Origin of the sequence: Glaciibacter kafniensis (assembly GCF_039538945.1) — a bacterium.
Classification (GTDB): Bacteria; Actinomycetota; Actinomycetes; order Actinomycetales; family Microbacteriaceae; genus Cryobacterium; species Cryobacterium kafniensis.
In genome coordinates this window covers 254573-273725 of record NZ_BAABCN010000002.1, presented here as the reverse complement: position 1 = coordinate 273725, position 19153 = coordinate 254573, and the positions used below count along the sequence as shown (strand labels likewise).

The 19153-nt window shown below is 64.2% G+C and carries 22 protein-coding genes; 6 read left to right on the top strand and 16 right to left on the bottom strand.

Features of this window, described 5'->3' with window-relative positions; genetic code table 11:
- From ABD791_RS01770 to ABD791_RS01760, 3 genes are all read right to left on the bottom strand, one after another.
- The coding region (locus ABD791_RS01770) for a DUF222 domain-containing protein (RefSeq protein ID WP_345061685.1) at positions 1-1059 on the bottom strand (1059 nt) is incomplete at its 3' end.
- Positions 1060-1367: 308 nt separating this feature from the next.
- On the bottom strand, positions 1368-1664 hold the full coding sequence (locus tag ABD791_RS01765) for a hypothetical protein (RefSeq protein WP_345061683.1): 297 nt from the start codon (positions 1662-1664) through the stop codon (positions 1368-1370).
- 109 nt (positions 1665-1773) lie between these two features.
- A complete protein-coding gene (locus tag ABD791_RS01760; protein ID WP_345061681.1) occupies positions 1774-2049 on the bottom strand; it encodes an SHOCT domain-containing protein in 276 nt (91 codons plus the stop codon).
- Positions 2050-2188: 139 nt separating this feature from the next.
- On the opposite strand from ABD791_RS01760, the gene ABD791_RS01755 reads away from it, so the two are divergent.
- Entirely contained in the window at positions 2189-2524 is a 336-nt protein-coding gene (locus ABD791_RS01755) for a PadR family transcriptional regulator (protein ID WP_345061680.1), read from the top strand.
- A 233-nt stretch (positions 2525-2757) separates the two neighbouring features.
- On the opposite strand, the gene ABD791_RS01750 is transcribed toward ABD791_RS01755, so the two are convergent.
- Positions 2758-3399 (bottom strand): CG0192-related protein, encoded by a 642-nt coding sequence (locus ABD791_RS01750; RefSeq protein ID WP_345061678.1) that lies wholly within the window; start codon positions 3397-3399, stop codon positions 2758-2760.
- Between the two features lie 123 nt (positions 3400-3522).
- Between ABD791_RS01750 and ABD791_RS01745 the strand changes: the two genes are divergently transcribed.
- A complete protein-coding gene (locus ABD791_RS01745) occupies positions 3523-5103 on the top strand; it encodes a hypothetical protein (RefSeq protein WP_345061676.1) in 1581 nt (526 codons plus the stop codon).
- Positions 5104-5196: 93 nt separating this feature from the next.
- On the opposite strand, the gene ABD791_RS01740 is transcribed toward ABD791_RS01745, so the two are convergent.
- Entirely contained in the window at positions 5197-6312 is a 1116-nt protein-coding gene (locus ABD791_RS01740; RefSeq protein WP_345061674.1) for an NAD(P)-dependent alcohol dehydrogenase, read from the bottom strand.
- Positions 6313-6411: 99 nt separating this feature from the next.
- Here ABD791_RS01740 and ABD791_RS01735 point away from each other — a divergent pair, with 99 nt between their 5' ends.
- Positions 6412-7101 (top strand): TetR/AcrR family transcriptional regulator C-terminal domain-containing protein, encoded by a 690-nt coding sequence (locus tag ABD791_RS01735; RefSeq protein ID WP_345061673.1) that lies wholly within the window; start codon positions 6412-6414, stop codon positions 7099-7101.
- On the opposite strand, the gene ABD791_RS01730 is transcribed toward ABD791_RS01735, so the two are convergent.
- Genes ABD791_RS01730 through ABD791_RS01720 form a run of 3 tightly spaced genes read right to left on the bottom strand, consistent with a single transcriptional unit; the run spans position 7064 to position 9401 of the window.
- A complete protein-coding gene (locus tag ABD791_RS01730) occupies positions 7064-7672 on the bottom strand; it encodes a putative antibiotic biosynthesis monooxygenase (protein WP_345061671.1) in 609 nt (202 codons plus the stop codon). The two genes, ABD791_RS01735 and ABD791_RS01730, sit on opposite strands and share 38 nt — an antisense overlap.
- 44 nt (positions 7673-7716) lie before the next feature.
- Complete coding sequence (locus tag ABD791_RS01725) at positions 7717-8688, bottom strand: NAD(P)-dependent alcohol dehydrogenase (protein WP_345061669.1); 972 nt, start codon at positions 8686-8688, stop codon at positions 7717-7719.
- A gap of 8 nt (positions 8689-8696) precedes the next feature.
- Entirely contained in the window at positions 8697-9401 is a 705-nt protein-coding gene (locus ABD791_RS01720; protein ID WP_345061667.1) for an alpha/beta fold hydrolase, read from the bottom strand.
- 125 nt (positions 9402-9526) lie between these two features.
- Here ABD791_RS01720 and ABD791_RS01715 point away from each other — a divergent pair, with 125 nt between their 5' ends.
- The gene (locus tag ABD791_RS01715) at positions 9527-10195 is read left to right on the top strand and encodes an alpha/beta fold hydrolase (RefSeq protein WP_345061665.1); all 669 of its coding nucleotides are present in this window, start codon (positions 9527-9529) and stop codon (positions 10193-10195) included.
- A 7-nt stretch (positions 10196-10202) separates the two neighbouring features.
- Here the strand turns inward: ABD791_RS01715 and ABD791_RS01710 are convergent, their stop codons facing one another.
- Positions 10203-10526: a hypothetical protein gene (locus ABD791_RS01710; RefSeq protein WP_345061663.1), complete on the bottom strand. Its 324-nt coding sequence runs from the start codon at positions 10524-10526 to the stop codon at positions 10203-10205.
- Positions 10527-10646: 120 nt separating this feature from the next.
- On the opposite strand from ABD791_RS01710, the gene ABD791_RS01705 reads away from it, so the two are divergent.
- Complete coding sequence (locus tag ABD791_RS01705) at positions 10647-11024, top strand: PLD nuclease N-terminal domain-containing protein (protein ID WP_345061661.1); 378 nt, start codon at positions 10647-10649, stop codon at positions 11022-11024.
- Between the two features lie 12 nt (positions 11025-11036).
- Here ABD791_RS01705 and ABD791_RS01700 read toward each other — a convergent pair whose 3' ends face one another.
- Positions 11037-12770, bottom strand: coding sequence for a cation:proton antiporter (locus ABD791_RS01700; protein WP_345061659.1), 1734 nt, complete (start codon positions 12768-12770; stop codon positions 11037-11039).
- A gap of 153 nt (positions 12771-12923) precedes the next feature.
- On the opposite strand from ABD791_RS01700, the gene ABD791_RS01695 reads away from it, so the two are divergent.
- Complete coding sequence (locus ABD791_RS01695) at positions 12924-13553, top strand: hypothetical protein (protein ID WP_345061657.1); 630 nt, start codon at positions 12924-12926, stop codon at positions 13551-13553.
- A 39-nt stretch (positions 13554-13592) separates the two neighbouring features.
- Here the strand turns inward: ABD791_RS01695 and ABD791_RS01690 are convergent, their stop codons facing one another.
- The 6 genes from ABD791_RS01690 to ABD791_RS01665 form a co-directional block, all read right to left on the bottom strand.
- Positions 13593-14852, bottom strand: coding sequence for a glycosyltransferase (locus ABD791_RS01690; RefSeq protein ID WP_345061655.1), 1260 nt, complete (start codon positions 14850-14852; stop codon positions 13593-13595).
- A 403-nt stretch (positions 14853-15255) separates the two neighbouring features.
- The gene (locus ABD791_RS01685; protein ID WP_425562206.1) at positions 15256-16941 is read right to left on the bottom strand and encodes a long-chain-fatty-acid--CoA ligase; all 1686 of its coding nucleotides are present in this window, start codon (positions 16939-16941) and stop codon (positions 15256-15258) included.
- A gap of 220 nt (positions 16942-17161) precedes the next feature.
- Positions 17162-17605, bottom strand: a complete 444-nt coding sequence (locus ABD791_RS01680) for a DoxX family protein (protein ID WP_345061652.1) — start codon at positions 17603-17605, stop codon at positions 17162-17164.
- A gap of 28 nt (positions 17606-17633) precedes the next feature.
- Positions 17634-17954 carry an SHOCT domain-containing protein gene (locus ABD791_RS01675; protein ID WP_345061650.1) on the bottom strand — a complete coding sequence of 107 codons (321 nt, stop codon included), beginning with the start codon at positions 17952-17954 and terminating at the stop codon, positions 17634-17636.
- A gap of 27 nt (positions 17955-17981) precedes the next feature.
- Positions 17982-18395 carry a DUF6325 family protein gene (locus ABD791_RS01670; protein ID WP_345061648.1) on the bottom strand — a complete coding sequence of 138 codons (414 nt, stop codon included), beginning with the start codon at positions 18393-18395 and terminating at the stop codon, positions 17982-17984.
- Positions 18396-18474: 79 nt separating this feature from the next.
- Positions 18475-19128, bottom strand: coding sequence for an IMPACT family protein (locus ABD791_RS01665; protein WP_345061646.1), 654 nt, complete (start codon positions 19126-19128; stop codon positions 18475-18477).
- Positions 19129-19153 lie beyond the last annotated feature (25 nt).

The following is a 19153-nucleotide window of genomic DNA, read 5'->3' as shown; positions in this document are numbered from 1 at the left end:
GTCGGCACGTTTCTCCCCGCCGGTGCGGGTATCGAGGGCGTCGAGCTGGTCGGCGCCGGGGATGACCTCGCCGGCCTCGATGCGGGCCCGCTCCTCGGCGTCGTGGTGGGCTTGTTCGTCCGCGGTCGGGAACCGGCCCGGCTCCGCCGGGACCGGCTGCGCATGAGCGCTCAAATAGGTGTCGAAGATGCCGTTCATGATTCCGCGGAGCTCCGGGGTGACCCCGCCGCGCAGCGGGTAGAGGCCGTCGCGGAATTGGCCGAAGCCGAAGCTGCTGCGGGCGGCCAGCACGGTGCCCTCAGTCGGCGCGGTGCCGTCCGGGTCGAGGAGCGCCTTCCACTGCAACATCTGCCCCCGGATGAGGTCGGCGGAGAACGCGAACCCCGCGTTCGGCAGGCCCTCATTCTCCGCGGTGATGGCACCGGTCGCGGAGGAGACCAGGCCCCGCTCGGCGGCCTCGACATCGGCCGGGTCGAGGTAGCTCGGCAGGTCGGAAAGCCCGGTGACGATCGCCTCGGCCGCATCCACCCCGAGGGTTCCGGCGGACAGGGCGTCGGCGACGACCGGGTACCGCGGTGGCAGCATGCTGCCGCCCATCTGACGGACCCGGGTCTTCTCACCGAGCGTGACCCGCCGCTTCACCTCGCGGGCCGAGACGCGGGTGAGCGTCGTGATCAAGTCGGTGCCGGTGACGCTGCCACGCGTGCGCGCCAGGGACACCGTCTGAATTCTCGTGTCGGAGCGCACCTCGACGTCCGCGGCCAGGGCGACCCGGCCCGCATCCGTCAACCGGCCCACCGCTTCCATCGACCCCAGCAGAGCCAGGAGGTCATCGTCGGAGCGGAGGTGGGGGTTGAGCCCGCCCATCGCATCGGCCATCACGGTGGCCGCGAGCTCAAGGGAGTCAGCAGTGGAGAACCCGGCCGCCATCATCGTCGTCACCTCGAGCGTTTCAGCGGTCGAAAGCCCGGCCGTCAGAGCCTGCACCTGCAGCATGACCGCGGCCACCGGAGTGTCGGTGGTCGGGGCGATGATGGGGGAAACAAGCTCTGAATCCATAACCCAATTCTCTCAAAAGGAGAACTGGAATGCGAGCATTTCTCAGAATCGGTGGATAACTTTTCTAAGGTATGTTCTGTGGATAACTGCGCCCTGACAGGCGTCGTTGGGCGCGCTGAGGGGTCGGCTCGCCGGGTCTCGACAAGCTCAATCAACGAGATTGGGGCTGGTTCGAGCTAGGCGTCGGGGTGGCCACGTTCAGAAGCTGGCCCGCGGGAGCTCGACAGGCTCGATCAACGAGGCGGGGAGGCTCAATCGCTCGACAGGCTCAACCAACGGAGCCAGCCGCACCGGGCAATCCCCAACTGCTACGTGCGCGGTTTGCGCCCGAAAACCCAGTAAGCGACCGAGCCAATCGTGTTCAGTGCGCTCGCTACCCTCCAGACCGCCTTGTTGCCGCGCACCTCGGCATCGGTGCGCGAGCTGATGTCCCGCCACGTCAGGGTCATCACAATGACATGCACAATCAACGTCGGAATAATGGTGCGCTTGTCGGGCTGCTTGGCCATGTGATTCGTTTTACGCTTCGCCAGCTGCTTCATCTGCTTCGACTTCTTGCCCAACGCCTTCTTGAGCTTCTCTTCCGACTTCAGCTTTGTGTTCACGGCCGCTCCCTGAGTACGAGTTCGATACGAGTTCAACGCAAGTGACCCCATCCTGGCACCGCGTCAGTCAACCGTTAAGGCCAGTCAACCGTTAAGGGCAGGCCATCCCTCAGATTCGACCGAGCAGCTCGGTGCGCTTCGCCTGAAACTCCTCTTCAGACAACAACCCCTGGTCCCTAAGCTCAGCAAGCTTTCGAATCTGCTCGACGGGATCGACTGATGCGCCGGCAGAGAGCGCGGAATCGACTGGCGCAGCCGGGCCGACCGGGGCCTGGCGACGTGCAAGAGCGACGATCATCAAGACGCCCCCGACGACCACGGCAGCCATCACAATCAGCACGCCGAGAATAATCAGCACGTGCCACCCCGTCAGATTTTGCAGCATTCGTTCCCCCTGAGTTTCAGATGCCGGTCACTTCTCGAGTGCGCAGACAGTGCAGAGACTACCCACTGGCGGGTATTCGCGCCAGAAATGGCGACGATGAACACTCAACGTTGAGCTCCCACCTGCTATCTTGTGATGCATGACAGCGGATGTCGGCGCGCAACTTCGCAAAGGAGTGGTCGAATACTGCATCCTCGGCGTGCTCTCCCGCGAGGCCATGTACGGCTGGCAGCTCTCAGAGACATTGATCGAGCGTGGCCTGATCGCCAGCATCGGCACCCTCTACCCGGTGCTCAGTCGCCTCCGCGCGCAAGGCCTCGTCATCACCTACGACGAGCAATCAGCAGCCGGTCCGGTTCGCAAGTACTACCGGTTGACGGATGCCGGAACGCAGCAACTCGACAGCTTTCGCACGCAGTGGGGCCCGTTCACGCGGACGGTCAATGAATTAGTAAGGGGAACCGACAATGACTGAGACAACAAGACCACGCGTGGTGCAGAGCTACCTCTCCGAACTCGACACGGCATTGATCGGAGTAGCGGATGCGACGGCACGCGACATCCGCGCCGGCATCGCTGAAGAGCTGACCGGCCTCGACGCCCCGACTGCAGCACTCCGCATCGAACAGTTGGGCGACCCGTTCTTCATTGCCGCCGCAGGGTCTAGCGAACGCTGCCGTCCGCGACCGGCGATACACCCCGAGAGCCTCAGTACGAAGCGAACGCCAAAACGACCGGAGCCGACTGGCCGTCCCAGGTTCCGACGAGACTCTGCGCGGCATCCGTGACGTCGACGACGCGACCGAGCACCCGTCTGATCGATAAGTGCAGCTCGCCGGCGCCGATGATCGTGACATCGCCATGCCGAGTCACCTCGACAGTCTCGATCGTGTCGACCGGGGTTCCCGGCTTTCCGCTGCCCCGCACGTGCGTGGTGTCCGGCTTCAACTGCAGCTCAGCGCCGACCTGCACGAACTGTTCGACCTCCGTGCCTCCCGCGAGAATCGTTTCAGCCAGAGCGGATGCGTACACCGGGTCGCCGCTGGCGTCGTACACCCAGCGCGTGCCCAGGACCGAGTGATCCATTGTGCAGATCAACCACTGCTCAGCATCGGCCAGTGGAGCGCCGCGATAGGTCAGCGGAACCTGGAGCAAAGGACCGTCGCCCGCACGCACAATCAGCGTCTCCATGCCGACCTCCCCGGCCGGATCGTCGAAACGGTATGACGCGACGCGGTCAAGCTCCATCACTGCGAGCTCATCGATCTGAGCCCACTCCTGTGTCGGCAGCCAATTCGCGAGAAGCTCAAGTTTGGACGGCCTCAGCTCGGCCTCATGCAGAATAGCCATGCCTCCGATGGTACGTCATGGCATTTTTCGGCCCAAGCAACCGATAGAATTTGCTCCGTTTAGAGGATGGTTTCGGGTGACAAATGAGCACTCGGGCGTCCTCGCAAAAGCAAAGGAAGCTACGTGGATCGTCGTGTAACAAAGCTGTTCAGCTCGATTGCGGTTGTGGGACTCGGAATCATGGCTGCAGGCCTGGTAGCCCAACCGGCAGCAGCGAACACAGCGCCGGCGAGCGGCTGCATCGCCGCCTGCACTGCAACCTTTGACACGACCGGAGCCGGCCAGGCCTTCACGATCCCCGTCGGAATTAGCGCACTAAGCGCGACAATTGCCGGCTCCGCCGGCGCGCCGGCCTCGTTCGCGATCACCAACGACCCAACGGCCGTCGGCGGCGCAGGCGGAGTCGCATCCGTCGATCTCGGCACGTCGTACGCGGGGTCAACGCTCACCTTCGGCATCGGCGCAACCGGCGCTGGCACGTATCTGCAAGGCAGCGACGCCGCCCTGCTCGCTGTCGCCGGCGGCGGCGGTGGCGGAGGCTATGCCGCTTACTTCCAGTGGGCAGACCAGATTCTCGGCACCTACCCCGGCGGCGATGGGGCGGCCCCTGCCTCTCCAGGGATCACTGCCGGTAGTGACGGGCAAGCCTTCGGAACACTCGCGGCCAATGGCGCCGGTGGAACAGCTGCCGGTGGCCAGGCCGGCTCCGGCGACTCAACCGGTTCCACGAATGGATCGCTCACAACCCTGATCGCTGGGGTGCCAACGCTCGGCACGGGCGGCACAGGCGGAACGCTCGATTTCGCCCCGACCTCCATCACGCACACGGCCGGCAACGGCGGCGGCGGCTACACCGGTGGCGGTGGCGGTGCGGTTCAGCGCAATGTGCCTGGCGGAGACGTCGACGTTGACGTAGTCGCCCCTGGCGGTGGCGGTTCGGCGTTCCTTGCTGCCGCACTGACCGCGACAGCCCAGGCTCCGAACACCGGCGGCGGCTACGTCAGCTTCACCTGGGACTACTCACCCACAATCGAGAACACCCTCCCCGGCACGACGCCGGGCACTGCCCCCGTCGTCAAACGGGGAGCAACCATTCCCGTGCGAGTTGCGGGGCTTCCCGCCGCTACCGCCTTCAGCGTGGTCTTCGATGGAGTTGTCGTCGCGTCAGGAACGACTGACTCCTCCGGCACGGCGATCACCTCGTTCACGATCTCCTCCACGCAGGTCGCCGGAACGTTCGCGTTCGAATTGCGTGTCGGCACCACCACGGTTGCCGTGTCGGCACCGATCGTGGTCGACGTTTCGAAGCCTGTCCCTCCGGTCATTCCCGACCCTGAGGGCCCTGTCGTCACCGATCCAGACCCTGACCCGGAAACCCCTGTGGTCACAGACCCCGAAGGCCCTGTCGTCACCGATCCCGACCCTGAGGTTCCCGTCGTCACCGATCCAGAGACCGGCGGTCCGACTGTGACAGTTCCCGAGACCGAAAGCCCAGAGAAACCGATCGTCACCGCTGCAAGCCTGGCGTCCACCGGAACCGCTTTTGTCGGCACCCTGGCCATTGCTGCCATTGTGTTGCTCGGCGGAGGCGCGGCGATCTTCTTTGTTGCACGCCGCCGACGTCGCATCGCCGAAGAGTCAGACACCGGAACCTCACGCGCTGGTGACTCGAACGGCATCGAGTCGAACACCGACAAGTCATAGTCACCCGCTGAGAGCGGCGCATCCGCGGCATCCGAAGCAGCGTGCTCACCCACGCCGACATCCGGATGTCGCGGATGCTTTGTTTTGGGCTGCTCACACAGTGATGACGACTTTGCCGCTCACCCGACCCGCCTGCATCTGCTCGATCGCCGTCGCCACATCGCCGAGCGGATAGGTGCGATCGACTGCCGGCTTGATCGACCCGGCTTCGAGCATCAGCGCGATGTCACGAAGATCCGCTTGATTCTCGGAGGCGATGAAGCTCACCAACCGCTGGCTGATCCAAGGCGAAAGCGCCATCGCCCGCAGCTGTCGCTCCGTTCCGCCCAACCACCGGCCACCGGTTTCGGCCCCCACGATCACCAGAGTTCCGGCTGATGCGAGCGCCTTGCGAATCATTGCAAGCGACCGATTTCCTCCGGTATCGAGAATGACGTCGTAGAGCTGCCCGTCATCGGTGATCTCAGATCGGGTGTAGTCGATGACGCGATCGGCACCGAGGGAGCTCACCAGCTCAACCTTGCCCGTGCTGCAGACGCCGGTGACATCCGCTCCCATCGCCTTCGCGATCTGCACCGCGAAGCTGCCGACCCCACCGCCCGCACCGATGATCAATACCTTCTGGCCGGCTCGAACCCGCCCGTGATCGCGCAGAGCCTGCAGTGCTGTGAGCGCCGAAATCGGCACCGCCGCTGCCTCCACCATCGTGAGGCGTGTGGGCTTCGGCGCAAGAAGATCAGCCCGACACGACACGTATTCGGCAAACGCTCCCTCGCCGATTCCGAACACTTCGTCGCCCGGCCGCACAGAGGTCACATGGGCACCCACCGACTCGACCACACCGGCCAGCTCGCGGCCTCGCACGCCGGTCTTCGGCGATCTGACTCCGTACCCCGCGAGCCGCACCGGGTAGGGCAAGCCGGCCATCAGATGCCAGGCTCCCCGGTCAACCCCCGCGGCCTTCACTCGCACGATAACTGTGTCGTCGGTCAGTGTCGGCCGGTCGGTCTGTTCGAGGTTCAGCACGTCGCGCGCCTCGCCATACTCGTGCTGCACCATCGCCGACATGCGCTTCTCCCTCTCTGGCATGCGCTGCTCCATCGCCGACATGCGCTTCTCCCTCTCTGGCATGCGCTGCTCCATCGCCGACATGCGCTTCTCCCCCGGGCTCACACGTGTCGACCCGGCCTGTTGCTTGGTGTCATTCATGATCATCCTTCGTTCACCCAGTATCAAACTTACGATGTAAGTAACGCTAGGCTTACACTGTAAGTGTTGTCAAGGGCAACGCAGAGTGAAACGAGCATTGTGACGAAACCGAACGCAGAACCCCGACGCCGCCTCGATCGCGCCCAGGTGGTGAACGCCGGAATGAGCGTGGCGGATGCCGGTGGCCTCGACGTTTTGACCATGCGTAAGGTCGGCGAGGCGCTCGGCGTTGAAGCGATGTCGCTCTATAACCACGTTGCGAACAAGGAGGACCTTCTCGACGCAATGATCGATGTCGTCTACAGCGAGATCGAACTTCCGGTCGTGGGCGCCGAATGGAAGAGCGCCATCCGCAGCCGGTCAGTGTCAGTTAACGAGGCTCTCCGTCGACACCCGTGGGCGACACCGTTGATGGAGTCCCGCCATTCCCCTGGTCCGGCCAATCTCCGCCACCACGATTCGGTGCTCGGTACGCTGCGCGTTGGCGGCTTTCCCCTGCTGCTTGCCTCCCACGCCTACTCAACGATCGACAGCTACCTCTACGGGTTCGCACTGCAGGTGAAGAACCTGCCATTCGACACGTTTGAAGAAACCGAGGCCGTGATGGAGATGATGATGGCGCAGATGCCCGCTGATCAATACCCGCACCTCGCTGAAATCGCCACCGACATCGTGATGCAACCGGGCTATTCCTACGCCAACGAGTTTGAGTTCGGGCTGGACCTTGTTCTCGATGCGCTGGAGCGAGAACTCAACTCCGATGGAGCCAGGGACGCAGCATCCGCGTAATGAACGGCAACACCCAGTAGGTCATGATGGGTGTGAGCACGAGTGTTGAGACGAACACGGTGAGGAGCGGCCAGAGGCTGCGCCACCCCGGAACGACGGCGATGACAAGCAGAGTGAATGCGAGGTTCGCCGGGTAGAAACCCAGCCCAATGATCACCGCCTGCTTCCAACGTGGTGGGGCGGTGGGGCCTTTCGCGTCGACCTCTTCTGGCTGCGGCGCATCGAACCAGCCTTCAATGCCGGTGCGCTTGTCGACGCGGGCCACCTCTACCAGCTCGCGACCTTCGAAGAGCCAGCCGGCACGATCGTCGGAAGCCTCCCATTCGTCGAGCAGGGTCACGTCGCTGAACCGATAGAGCAGGTGCCACTCGTGCGAGTCGGCCGAGGCGCGCACCCAACCAGAGCCCAGAAAACCCGGGTAGCCACTGGCCAGATTGATGCCTTTCTGAACCCAGCTGGTCGCCTCGGCGATGTCGCCCGGATCGACCCGACGCGTGATCGACACTGTGACAGGAACACGACCGGCGCCGGATGATGCGAAATTGTCGCTCGAGCGTTCGTCAGAGTTCATCAGTTAAGTATTGCCGAACCGTTCCCCGAGTTCGTCCGCGCCGGCTAGCCCTCTTCTGCGACCCGGATCACGACGTTGCCGACCTTCACTCCAGATTCCACGTAGCGATAGGCCGCGGCGATCTCGTCCAGCGAAAATGTGCGGTCGATGACCGGCCTGAACGCGCCGATCTCCATGAGCCACTTGAGAAAGTTCAGATCTTCCCTGGTGTCTTTCGGAATAGGAAAGAGAACTTTCTTGCGGCCGAACATCGACGTGCGAATGGCGAGAAGCGGGTTCTGCCATCCGCGGCCGAGTTCGGTCGACACGTAGACGCCACGCGGCGCCAGCAGCGCCTTGCACGCGCCGAACGAACTCTTGCCGACCGCGTCAAGAACCGCGTCGAACTGCTCGTCGAGCTGGGTGAAATCCTCCCGCGTGTAGTCGACGACGCGGTCAGCGCCGAGCGACGCAACGAGAGCGAGATGTGGGGTGCCGCAGACAGCGGTAACTCGCGCGCCGAGGTGCTTCACCAGTTGCACCGCCGCCGATCCGATGGCACCGGTCGCCCCATAGATGAGCACGTTCTGCCCGGCAAAGATGCCGGCGGCCCGAATGATGTTCAGGGCGTAGTGGGCGCCCTCCGTGCTCGGCACGACCTCGGCGTAGGTCATTCCAGCGGGGATCAGCGCCACCATCCCAGTCGCACGAATAGTGGTGTACTCGGCCTGACCGCCGAACGTGTAGCCGTCGTAACCGAAGACATCCTGTCCGACAGCGAACTCGGTGACGCCCTCCCCCACTGCTTCGACTCGGCCGGCGAATTCGTTGCCGAGTGTCTGCTGCTTCGGCTTGCCGACGCCGCTGAACAGCCTGACCAACAGCGGTTTTCCCCGCAGAAAACCACGATCTGTGCGGTTGACGGATGCGGCGACCACCTTGATGAGAAGCTCACCGGGCCGCGGGCTCGGCTTGTCGACGTTCTCGACGCGCAGAACCTCGGGTCCTCCGTATTTCGTGTGAACGGCAGCGCGCATGCGCGGACTCAGCTCTCGCGACTCACCGCAGCAAGCAGCTCGGCGCCGAGCTCGACCGGCCGGGTGAACTGCGGCCAGTGACCGGTCGGCAGGTCGACATATTCGACGTCACGGATGCGCGCTAGTTCAGCCACGTACGGATGGTTTCCTTGAATCCACTCCAGAATCTGCGACGACGGAAACTCGCAGGCGATGATCGTCGTCGGCACCTCAAATCGACTCTCGTTCGAGAGCTGCTGCGCGTCGTAGGCCACCCCGCGCGGCTCAGGAATTGCTCTGGCCCGAAATTCCGCCCGAAGCTCGTCGGTCAGGTCGGTGAGGTCGGCGTCATCGAAGGTCTCCCACGACGGCAGCGGCACATCGTCGCCGTCTGCGGGAAGCTCGTTGTTGATCACACCGCCCGCAGCGAGCGGACCACTGTCGACGTAGATCGCTCGCGACACCCGGTCGGGGCGCTCATCAATCGCGCCGTAGATGATGGCGCCGCCGCCGGAATGACCGACCAATACCACCGGGCCATCGAGCGCGTCGATCGTGTCGACGACCGCATCGATGTGATCGCGCAGGCCGATGCCGGCCCGCGAGGCGTCAGGAGATTGCTTGCCCGGCAGCGTCAGCGGGTGCACGCGATGCCCTGCGGCGACGAGCGGGAGGGTCACCTCTGACCACGACGACGCATCCAGCCAGAATCCGGGTACCAAAATGATGTCCATGCGGGCACGCTACACCGACCCGCAGACACGAGGTCGCTCTGACACCCCGGCCACTGTCGAAGCCGGGGACAATCATCCGTGATCACCTGGCAGGGAGTACGCTGCGCACGCAGAAGGGAGTGAAAATGTTGATAAAATATGTGTTGATTCCGGGCGCCGGTGGGGCGGCCTGGTACTGGAGCCGTGTGCTTCCGCATTTGCGCACCGCCGGTCATGACGCCGAGGCCGTCGATCTTCCCGGCGATGACGACACCGCCGGGTTGACTGAGTACGCGCGTCTGGTCGAAGAGGCAATCGGCCACAGCAAACATGTTGTTCTCGTTGCACAGTCACTGGGCGGATTCACTGCGCCGCTCGCCGCGGGTCACCCCGCCGTTCGTGAGCTCATCCTCGTGAATGCCATGGTCCCCGTTCCGGGCGAGACCCCCGGAGCCTGGTGGGAGAACACCGGCTGGGAGCAGGCCCGCGAACAGGCCGCACTCGATGGTGGCTACAGCACCGAGATCGACCTCGACACCTATTTTCTTCACGATATTTCGCCCGACGTGGCGACCGAAGGCGAACAGTATCAGCGGCCGGAAGCGAACGCTGTTTTCGGATCGACCTGTGACTTCGTTGAGTGGCCGTCCATCCCCGTGCGGGTGTTGTCCGGCAGGGACGACCGTTTCTTCCCGCTCGATTTTCAGCGCCAGGTTGCGCGCGATCGGCTGGGCATCGAACCGGATGTGGTGCCCGGCGGTCACCTGGTCGCGCTCGCGAACCCGAGGGGCGTCGCCGACTATCTGCTCGAATAGTGCGGTGTCACTCCAATATCGGTTGCCGATTTGAGGCTTCCTGACGCCCGAACGCCCACCCGGCGGCGAAGGCGAGCAGCAGAACGCCACCGATCCCGACGACGATTCCGGCCTGTTTCAGCGGATCCAGAAAGGCTGTTGACGGCAGAAACGCCGTCTCGCTGAGTGGCTGATAGGCGAACCAGCCGATAGTTGGCGAGCTGCTCGGCAGAAAGTACAGCAGGAGGCCGGTGCCCACCGCCAGGATTCCCACGACGACGAGGCCGACGTGCACCCGTCGAGAGAGACGTGTGCGGGGGCTGCTCTGGTCATGTCCTGACTGCTCGCTCATGGAGCCAGATTAGTGCTGCGTGCGGTGGTCGAGGCTGCTGAGATTCCAGCAAATCCTCGAACGCAACCGATTTCACGAAATGAGCGCGCTTCTCCCCCGACGCTCAATAGACTGTGCCGCATGTTCGCCATCGCCGTCGTCAGCTTCATGCTCGTTCTGGGTGCGCTCATTGACATCATCCTGAGGCAAGACGGGCAGGTGAAACACCTGCCGAAGACGATGTGGATTCTCCTGGTCATCTTTCTGCCGCTGATCGGCAGCATCCTCTGGTTCACGATCGGGCGCGAATACACCGCCCCGGTCGACCGCGGCGGTTTCGGGGACCCGCGTCGGCGGGAGAAGCCGCGGCCCGAGTACGCCGCTCCCCCGCGGAGAAACGGCAAGACCACCGAAGACGAGTTGGCTGAACTCGACAGGGAGATCGAGTTTCACACCGAGCAAGCGCGTCTACGTCAGCTGCACGCAGATCTCGAGGAGCGGCGCCGCACGTCGGAGTGACGCCCGCCTGAGCTAGCCGAGCGGGCCACCCCGCAGCTCAATGCTGATCTGGTCGGCATCGAGAACGGCGAGGGCACTGTTCAGGGCCTCTGCGCCATAGAGGCCGTCGTCTCTGGCGTCGAGCAACGCCTGCCGTTGCAGCTCAATCACCGCTAGGGCCCTGGGCTTCGAGTCGGGCTGTGCCGCCGGTTCCGCGGATGCCGCCGCCTGGCGCAGGAGATCGATGATCTGGGCGCGTTCCTCGGCCTCGGCATCCGGATCTGAGCCCGTCGACGGCTTCACCCAGGCGACGATCCTCTTCAGCGTTCCGCCCTGCAACAGGAGGGATCCAGCAGCCACCAGGAATGCGATGAGCACGAGAAGGGAGCGGCTCGGGGCATCATCGGGCAGCGTCTGCGCGGCGGCCAGAGTGACCGCACCCCGCATTCCCGCCCAGACGACGATCGTGCCCTCGCGCCAGCCGAGCGGAGCGGCAAGGTAGTAGTCGATGTCGGCAACAGTGCGTCGCACCCTGGTGCTAAACCGCTCGAGCCGACCAGCCGACGGCGCCGGTCGGTCGCCCCGCTGGCGGTCCTGTGCCGGGATCGTCGATTCGCCCCCTACTGCGAGCCCCGACGTGCTCTTGGCCCGGCCCCTGTCCTTCCCGCGTGCCTTCCCCTGCGCACGCGACAGCCCCAGTTCAGCGCGTTGCTCGGGCGAGCGGTCGAGGTGTTCTTGAATCTGAGCGAGTTTCGGTTTCATCTGTTCGCCGCGCCTCGCGCGCGCAGCGAGGCCCGCCAGCAAGGGCGCGACATAGGCGGAACGAACCAGAATCGTCAGGAGCAGTGCTCCGGCTGCAACCACGACAGCGAATCCGATCCCGGCATGGTCGCGTTGCACGTCGCCGATGATCGCTGTGAGTTCCAGCCCCATCAGCAGAAACACAGCCCCCTCGAGCACGAGTTCGATCATGCGCCAGTTCTGCGATTCCGACAGACGATGCTGGGCAGAAAGCATCCGTGGGGCGTTGCGGCCGGTCACCAAGCCGGCCACCACCGCGGCGACAAGACCCGACGCCCCGAGGGCCTCGGCAGGAATCGACGCGAGAAACGGCACCGTGAACGAAATGACCGTGTTGACCGTGGCGTCGGTCACCCGGGCACGGAGGATCAAGTTGAGTTTGCCGACCAGGTAGCCGATGATCACCGCAACGACGACCGCGAACGCGAACGTTCCGAGTACCCCACCGAACGAGACGGATGCCGCGGTGGCCGCGATGGCAGTACGCAACAGCACCAAGGCAGTCGCGTCGTTGAGCAGGCTCTCACCCTCCAGAATCGACACGACCCGGGGCGAGACTCCGACCTTCTTGACGATCGAGGTGGCTACCGCATCCGTCGGACTGACGATCGCGCCGAGGGCGATCCCCCACCAGATCCCGAGGCCGGGGATGACCCACGCGAAGAAGAACCCGAGCACCACGGAGCTGAGCACGACGAGAAGCACCGACAGGCCGCCGATGGCACCGAACTCGCGACGAAAGTCCATCGACGGCATCGACACTGACGCGGAGTACAGCAGTGGAGGAAGCACTCCGGCGAGAATCCACTCTGGCTCGACGTGAATCTCGGGAACGAACGGCAGCAGGCTCACTGCGATGCCAAACACGATCAAGAGAAGCGGCGCCGCCACTCCGAGCCTCGACCCGATCGCTGTCGCGCCGGCGATCGCCAGCAGGCTCAGCACCAGAATGATCAGAACGTCCATAGAATCCTTGCCCCTCGTGCAATGCGCGTCGTGCTGAATAGACTGTGCCGCATGTTCGCCGTGATCGTCACGACCATTCGAACCTCTCGAATCACGTTCTGCCCCCGGTTCATCGCCACGGGCAGTCGCAGCGTCGCGCAGACTTTCTAAATCATGTCAGTCCCGACGAGCATCCGGCTGCGCCGCGAGGCGTGGGGATTCGCGATCGGTTCGCTCTTCTTTCTGGTCGGCGCCGTTCCGTTCTACGCCGTCGCGGTGGGTACGCCGATCGACAACCTCACCTTCTTCATCGGAGCGCTGTGGTTCACCGCCGCGGCGTTCATCCAGCTCAGCTTGAGCGGCCGCCGCCCTCCCCATCGCGCAATGAACCGGCCAGACGCGTTCGATTGGTGGGGGTCGGCGATCCAGTTTCTCGGCACGCTGTTCTTCAATCTGAGCACCACCGAAGCGCTGATCACCGCGCTGAACCCCGACACGCAGGTGAGCAGCGGGTGGCGCCCGGATGCCTTCGGCTCGGTCTGCTTTCTCGTGGCGAGCGCTTTCGCGGTCATCGCGACCACGGAGCGTGACCGGCTCTGGGATCCGAGTGCACGCACGTGGCGGTGCACCTGGCTGAACATGCTCGGGTCGGTCTTTTTCGGCCTGTCGGCGATCGGCGCTTTCGTTCTGCCGTCGACCAACGATCTGGTCAGTCTGTTCTGGGCGAATCTCGGAACATTCCTCGGCGCCGCCTGCTTCTTGACCGCCGCGTTGCTGAGCCGTCGGGCTCCTCACGAGGGGTGAAGCCGAGGCTCGGCTGTACCCACACTCAGAACGTGTGACTTACGCTGCGGCATCCTCTTCGTCGTCAGCGTCCTCTTCGTCTGCGTCCTCGGCATCCTCGGGGCCTGCGATCTTCGCCCGCGTGACCGCGGCAATCTGCTCATAGAGATTCTCGTAGCGAAGAATCACCCTCTGGGCGTCATGCTCCTGGGCCTTCCCGAATGCCGCGCGACGCATCCGCTCATCGGCTTCGCCGTCGTTTCGAAGGATCGATTCGATCGCCCGAGCGAATTCCCGCGCATTGTGCGGTTCGACAAGGTGACCGTTCTCGCCCGGCTCGATCAGATGCGGCAGCGCCATCGCATCGGCAAGCACCACAGGGGTACCACAGGCCATGGCCTCGAGGGTGGCGATGCTCTGCAACTCGGCGGTCGATGCCATCACAAACACCGACGCCTGCTCATGGAGTTCGATCAGTCGCTCATCGCTGACCCGACCGTGAAAGACCACTCGGTCTTCGATTCCCAGCTCGCGCGCGTGTGCCGCCAACCGTGCGTGGGCCGTGCCGCCACCGACCAGGTCTAGTCCGTCACTGAGCTCACGCGGAACCATCGAGAACGCGGTCAGAAGCGTGTCGATGTTCTTCTCAGGGTCGAGGCGTCCGACGTAGACCACGCGGTTTCCGGCCGGGCGCTCGAATCGCGGAGTGAAACGCTCCAGGTCGATGCCGCACGACACCGGGATGACGTGCGGAACGCTCGTGTTCTCGGTGAGGTAACGCGCAGCGATCGGGGTCGGGCTGGTGACGGTGTCGGCCAGGGTGAGCACCGAATCGGCGAGGTTCCAACCGATCTGGGCGAGGCGCGGCTTGAGCAGATCCGGAAATCCGCTGACGTCGACGATGTTGTCTGGCATCACGTGGTTGGTCGCCATCAGCGGCAGCCCTCTAGCGTGGGCTTCGCGCGCCAGGCCGCGGCCGATGTTGATGAACGACTGCACATGGACCACATCGGGATGCACATGGTCGAGAATGCGTCCGGCCGCGGCCCGCACGCGCCACGGCGGCACAAAGCGCAGCCAATCGTGCGAGGGCCAGCGCACGCTGGCCAGACGGTGCACGCTGATCTGTTGCCCATCGATCAACTCGATCCCGGTCAGGGAGCGTGTGCTGATCGCCGGCGCAACGACGTGGACGTCGTGGCCGCGCTTGGCGAGCCGCACGGCGAGATCCCTCGTGAAGCGTGCTGCGCCGTTCACGTCGGGAAGAAAGGTGTCAGCGCCGATCAGGATGCGCAAGCGAGTGGCGCTGAGTTCAGACATCGGGTGGCCTCTGAGTTGACAAGAGCGTCGCCCTTTCTGGGGGTACATGGCGTTCAAGAAGACTGAGGAGCGGAATCCAGCACATTCTCGCGTCGATGACCCCGTTCGGAGGCGACCATCGGTACGGTCGAAAGACCAGTCGGCAGCCGTAATAGTACTAGTTCTTGGCCCCCATTGAGCGTCAGCGCGCGTTGGGGCGACGTGACCGCGCAGTTGGTGTCCGCGAATACCGTCTCGATTGCACGACTGTCACCAGAAACCGCACCGATCGTGTGGTTTCCGATGGCAGTTGCGGTTTCTGCAACAGCGTCGAGTGCCCACGACGGGTCGGCCAGGGACCCGGCGGGGCCGAGCGCACCGCCACGCTCAGAGCACCGATACCTCAGAGCGCAGCACCGCTGCCTCAGAGCACCGGCAAGACCTGCTCCCGCACCTGCTTGCGCAAGATCTTGCCGAGCATCGAGCGCGGGGTGTCAGTGATCGGCACGATGCGCTTCGGAATCTTGTAGGCCGCGAGGTGCTCGCGGCAGTGCGCACGAAGCGCCTCCTCGTCGAAGGCACTGCCCGGTTCGAGCTCAACCGCGGCGACGACCATCTCGCCCCCGCGCTCCAGCGGCTTGCCGAACACCGCGGCATCCTTCACCGCCGGGTGCAGACGCAAAACGCCCTCGACCTCCGACGGCGACACGTTGAACCCACCGGTGATGATGAGCTCCTTGGCCCGGTCGACGATGGTCGTGAACCCGTCGGCGTCGACCGTCACGATGTCACCGGTTCGCAACCAGCCGTCGGTTGTGAGCGCCTTCGCCGTCTCCTCCGGATTGTTGAGGTAGCCCGAGAAAACCTGCGGTCCCTTGATCAACAACTCCCCCGGCTCGCCCTGCGGCACCTCGCGCGTGGTGTCATCCAGATCGACGACTTTCATCAGAGTCGACGGGAACGGCACACCGATCGTGCCCGTGCGCCGGGTCGGGTGAAACGGATTGCCGAGCGCGACCGGCGACGACTCTGTCATCCCGTAGCCCTCGACGAGCAGTCCGCCCGACATCGACTCCCAGAGTTCGACCACGTGATCCGGCAGGTTCATCGCACCCGAGATGCAGTACTTGCAGGAGCGCAGCGACACCCCCTTCTCCTTGGCCGCCAGCGCCGTGCGCTCATAGATCGGCGGTACCGCACAGTAGACGGTGGCCGGTGATTTTTTCATCGCGTCGAGAATCAGACCGGGCTCGAACTTCGGAAACAGCACGAGCAGACCCTGCTTGCGGATGCCGAAGGTCAGGTAGAGCGTCATGCCGAACGCGTGGAACATGGGCAAGATCGCGTAGAAGATCTCCTTGCGGTACTCGGCCCCGTGCATCCACGCTTCGCCCTGCAAGGCGTTCGAGTACAGGTTGAAGTGGCTGAGCATCGCGCCTTTCGGGCGGCCCGTTGTGCCAGAGGTGTACTGGATCGCGGCCAGGTCATCGACAGACGGGCGCGGATGCTCGGGGTCGATGGGCCCGTGGCTGAGCAAGTCTTTCCAGGGGATCGTGCCGGGTGCCGCACCGGTCAACGCCTCACGGGATGCCCGCAGGCTCTTCACCGGCAGGTACAGCGCGAACCGCTTGACGGCCGGAAATGCCTGCAGCAGGTTGACCGAGACGACGTGGTCGATCTCGATGTCGGCCGGAAAGTCGTGGACCGCCGCCGCCGACTTGTCCCAGGCGATCACGACACGGGCCTGGTGGTCCTCGAATTGGTGCCGCAGCTCGCGCGAGGTGTAGAGCGGGTTGTGTTCGACGACGACGGCTCCCAGGCGCAAGATCGCGTAGAACGCGACGACATGCTGCGGACAGTTCGGCAGAATGAGCGCGACACGGTCACCGGCGCGCACTCCGAGCTGACGCAGCCCTTCGGCGGCCCGATCGATCTGCTCGCCGAGCTCGGTGTAACTGGTGCGGCGTCCGAAGAATTCGAGAGCAGGGGCCGCGCCGGCCTCGGCCACTGAGCGTTCGAGCATCGCCACGAGCGACTCGGTCGGAAGGTCGATCTCGGCCGGCACTCCCGGCTGATAGTTCTTGACCCAGGGCTGCTCAATGTTCGCCATGCTCATATTCTCCCGCGAACGTCTCCGCCTGCGCCACTCGACACGATCGCGGACAGGATGCTTTGCTATCCGCACGCAGATCAACGCTGCTGAGAGGGGTCGATTCGAGCCCGGTCAAGCAGGGGGCGCGTCAGTCTTCCAGCGACTGCGCTGTGGAAACGGTGTCAGAAAGCTGGGCTGCGAGAGAGTCCATACCCCCATTCTTCCCCACTTCATGAGGTCACTTCTGTGCTCGTGCAGCGCGCCACGCCTTCCACGCGCCAGTGCTCCAGAGTGCCCAGACGACAAGCAGAGGCTGAAGGAGCAACCGGATGCCGCGAGCGCGGTCGGAATCGAGACCGAACGCATCGGTGTGCGTGACGTACTGCGAAAGATTGCCGGGAAAGATGGCCACAAAGAAGGCGGCCACCAGACAGCCCACACCGACTCGACGCCGGCGCAGGAGCAGGAGCGCCGCGCCGAGCGAGATCTCGACGACTCCGGAGCCGATCACGACGACATCGTCGCTGGCCGGGACCCAGTCGGGAACCTGCGCCACGAATTCTTGCCGAGCAAATGTGAGATGACTGACCCCCGCGAAAATCAAGAACACGCCCAAAATCATCCGCCCGATCGTGCGCGGAATCGAAGGACGGGCAATGGTCTTCGCGGGAGGTCGACTCATCTCTGCACTCCCACAGCGGGTACGGGGATCACACTGAGCCGAGTATTCGAGCTTTCTGCGCCTCGAACTCTGCTTCGGTCACCACTCCTGAATCACGCAGCGCGGCAAGCTGGGTCAGCTGGGCAATGGGATCGGTGGCCGGGGCTGCTGCGGGAGGCGCTGCGGCGGGAGCTGCGGGAGGCGGTGCAGCCTGCGCCGCATCCGCGATCCCCGCCTCATACCCCGCTTGACTCGCTTCAGCTTGAGATGCGGCGGCCCGGTTGGCGGCGTGCGCGCCAACCGCAGCGGCAGTGCCGGCTACGACGGTCGTACGAACCGCCATCCGGGCGAGTGGGCGTCTTCTCAACATTTCTGACTCCTCTGTATCGAGATCAATTCACACTGCCGACGGCAGTGTTTGGAGTGCGGGGCTGATGATCTCGTGCGGAATGCGCGCACCCTCGACCAAGACTCCGCCCGAGTTTCTCAACGCTTCGGCAAACGGTGCCGCCCACAGGTCTTCCCAAATCAGCAAAGCTGCTGACATGTTCGGCTCGAGTCGCCCAGCGGCGTGCTCAATGTCCTCGGGGCTGATCAGTCCGCCGACATCCGCGTCGACGTCGGCGAAGCCCGGAATGTCTTCGACCTCAAACGAGACGGTGTCGCCGTTCGCATTTTTGCCGATGAAGATGAGGTCGAGAATGCGGATCTTTCCCGACTCGATGAGCGCAATCAATTCCGGAGCGATCTCGCCGGTGAATTCGTTGCCGGGAAAGGCGACGACGATGTATTCAACAGGTCCAATAGTCATGTCGTGTGTACTCTCTTCATGATCGATAGCGGTTGGCAGACGCGATACTCGACATACTCCCCTCGGCTTGTCGAATTGTCTATGGCAGGGCGTCGACCCACTCGTGCCCAACCGCCTCGAGCGATGCTCCTCCAGCCGTCACCCCTGCGACGATCGCGGCCAGTCGCGTACCGTCGTCGTCAGCAATCCGCAGAACAGCGTCTCGCCCGTAGTCGGTGCCGAGGATGAGCACGCCACGCTGGCGCAGTTCGGCTTCGATCCGACCGGCATCCGTGTGCGACAGTGCGAGCGTGAACAGTTCGCGGCGCTCGCGCGCGACAACGCGTCCGCCGGCCTGCGCCGCATCGATCGTGGTGAGCACGGCTTCTGAGTACGCGCGCACCAGGCCGCCGGCCCCGAGAAGAGTTCCGCCGAAGTAGCGGCTGACGACGGCAACACAGTCGACGAAGCCACGGCCGGAGAGCGCCTCCAGCATGGGTCGGCCCGCGGTACCCGACGGTTCGCCGTCATCGTTGGAGCGACGAACCTGGGCAGGATCGAGCGACGGCCCGAGCACGAAGGCTGAGCAGTGATGGCGGGCGTTCCACTGTTGCTTGCGCGCCTCGTCGATCGCGGCGCGCGCGGCATCCTCGGTCTCGACTCTGACCAGCCGGCAGAGAAAGCGGGAGCGTTTGACCTCGATCTCGGCGTCGATACGGCTTCCGACGCCGCCGCGCAGTGTGAGATCTGGCATGCCCCCAGTCTCCTGCATTCGTGTG